Origin of the sequence: Azonexus sp., from assembly GCF_036170495.1 — a bacterium.
Lineage (GTDB): Bacteria > Pseudomonadota > Gammaproteobacteria > Burkholderiales > Rhodocyclaceae > Azonexus.
In genome coordinates this window covers 1-2,541 of the sequence record NZ_JAVHPH010000319.1, presented here as the reverse complement: position 1 = coordinate 2,541, position 2,541 = coordinate 1, and the positions used below count along the sequence as shown (strand labels likewise).

The following is a 2,541-nucleotide window of genomic DNA, read 5'->3' as shown; positions in this document are numbered from 1 at the left end:
TTCTGGCTCAGGGCGAAGCCGTTGGCGCGTTCGGTGGCGTTGTCGATGGCATAGGGAATATCGATGCCGCGGTCGACCGGGATGCCGTAAAAGCGGCGACCGCTGCTTGCAAGTTGAGCGGCAACCTGCGGGTTGGCATTGGTTTCATCCCACAGGGCGCGCGAGAAAATGGGCGAGCCGTTCTGGTGGCAGGCGTAGCACAGCTTGCGATTGGCGTAGAAAACCTGCGGCTGGCCGCCGGCCCGGTAGCCCTTGACGAGTTGGAACTCGAAGCGACCGGCCGCTTCGTTGTAGCTGATTACCTCCAGCACAGCCGATTTTTCCTGGTAGCCGAGGTAGAGGCGGTCCTTGAGGAAAAACTTCGAATTTGGGCGATTTTCCGCGTCGACCGTAACAACCACCCGGGGATAGGTGAAATAGTCCGGCGCCGCGGCCGTCCGTTGCAGGGAGCGGCCGAGCGGAATGAGGACGCGCTTGAGCGGCGGCAGGGCGCTGCCGGGGTCGGTTACCAGTTGGGCATCGAGGCGGGCGAGCAAGGCGGTGAACGGGAAGGGCAGTTCGATGGCGGCTTGGCCGCTGCGTTCTACGGCAAAAAGCTGGTCGAACAGCGAGCGGCCGAGGGGGGGCAGATCGTCACCGGGGACGGCCGGGTCGATGACCCAGGTCGGCGCCGGGTGGGTGGTTTCAGCCGCCGCCCACATCACCGCTCCCGGCCCGCAGGCCAGGCCGAGCAGGCCGGCCAGCAGGGCGTTGCGCAGGTTCATGGCAGGCGTCCATGGCCAGTTAACAGTTCACGGTTTGGCGGCAGCGACGGTCGCGACGGGTCGGGCCTGGGTGCCCGGCCAGCAATCTTGTTGCACCGTGCCGGTCTTGATAAATTCCGCCCGCGCCTTGTCGTCGGTGGCCTTGTCGTAGAGCGTGAAGTTGAGGGCGAAAGCCTTGTCGAGATAAGCGCGGCCGAGATAAAGGCCGGGGCGGATCATGCGGATTTCGTCGCGCACCTTGAGGCCGCGGCGGCCGGCCAGATAGTCCGGACTTTCCTGGTAGCCGGGGATTTCATCGGTGAAAAAGTAGTCGATGATGATCGACTCGCGCCGCGCATCAAGCAGGCTCTGGCCGCAATAGAGCTTGGCCGGGAAGAGTAGCCAGGTTTCCTTGCCGCCGTAGTTCATCTTCTTCGGCTCGCCTTCGACCAGCCCGATCTTCTTGAGCACCGAGAGGTCTTCGATGCGGTTGCGCAGCACGCGTTCGTCGCGGAAGAAGACCTTGCCGCGCCACAGCGCTTCGCCGACGTCCTCGATGACCAGCCCCTTGAGATGGAGCAGCGTGCCGGTAAAGCCGCCGACCAGTTCACTGAGCCGGAACTTGCCGCTTTCGCCGCGCGGTAGCAGGATGCGGCCGTCGAAAGCGCCGTCCGGGATGGGGCCGGCGGCGAGGCGGCCGTAGAGCTGGTCGAGCTGTTCCTGATCGAGTTTGGCCAAATAGTCCGGGGTGATTTTGGCCAGTTCGGCCGGCGGAATCGGGTATTTGTAATCGACCTGGGCGAGGTCCATCTTCGACTGGTAGCCCTTGTCGTAGGGCGCGTAGCCGATGTTGGGCGGCTCCGGCTTGGTGCAGGCGCTCATGGTGGCAACAGCGGCCAGGGTGGCGAGGGTGAGCAGAGCGGTTTTCGTCAGTGTCATGATCATCTCCCCCGGCTCACATCGTCGCCAGGAAGGCGGTCAGCGCCTTCTTGTCGGCTTCGGAAAGGTCCTCGCCGAAGCGGTGGCCCTCGTTTTCGATTTCCTGCGTGCAGGTTTCGTAATTGGTGCTGAGGAAATCGCGTTTCTCGCGCAGGATGTCGACGAAGCGGGCCGGGCTCTTGAGGATGTCGTCGGCCATCGCCTGCAGAGTCGCCAACTGGGCCTTCTTGCCGGCGGCTTCGAGCTGGTCCGGGTGGCGCTTGGCGAGGAAGAGGTCGCCGACCAGTTGCTTGTGCTGCAGGCCGTTGAGGAAACCGGCGCTGGCTCCGGCCGGAATACGGACCTGGCCGAAGCCGCCCAGCGGCTTCTCGGTCGAGCCTTCAAGCGGGCGGATGCCGACGTCGATGATCAGGTCAGCGTTGGTCAGCGTGCGCTTGCTGCCGCGCTCCTTGGGGTTGAGCAGGTCGCGCATTGAGCGCTTGTAGAGCTCGAAGCGGCCTTCGACCGTCGGGTCGTAGCGCAGGCAGTCGGGCTGGGCGGCGAGCAGCTTGCCGTCACGGTCGACGTAGCGGGCACGGTGAAAATCGTTGGTCGCGTTGGCCGGCTTGCCGCAGATTTCGGGACCGATGGCGTTGTTGTGCATGAACGGCGCCGTCGCCCAGACATTGACCAGCGAGATATTGCGCATGTAGCCGCGGCCGCCGTCCTTGAGCTCGGACCGTTCGGGCAGGTCGGCAACGACGGGCCGCTGGCGCAGCGTGTCGGAGGCGTATTCCATGTAGAGCAGGCCGGCCTTGTGGTTGGCGTGCAGCGAGCGGCAGCGGAAGGTGCCGACTTCGGTGACCGGCGTCGATTGGTC

1 protein-coding gene and 2 pseudogenes are annotated in these 2,541 nt (G+C 64.6%); all 3 read right to left on the bottom strand.

From position 1 onward, the window contains the following. A pseudogene (locus ADADOO_RS11775) lies at positions 1-764 on the bottom strand (hypothetical protein); the annotation flags it as partial. Positions 765-791: 27 nt separating this feature from the next. Then, the gene (locus ADADOO_RS11770; protein WP_511277696.1) at positions 792-1,682 is read right to left on the bottom strand and encodes a hypothetical protein; all 891 of its coding nucleotides are present in this window, start codon (positions 1,680-1,682) and stop codon (positions 792-794) included. Between the two features lie 16 nt (positions 1,683-1,698). Beyond that, a pseudogene (locus ADADOO_RS11765) lies at positions 1,699-2,541 on the bottom strand (cytochrome c); the annotation flags it as partial.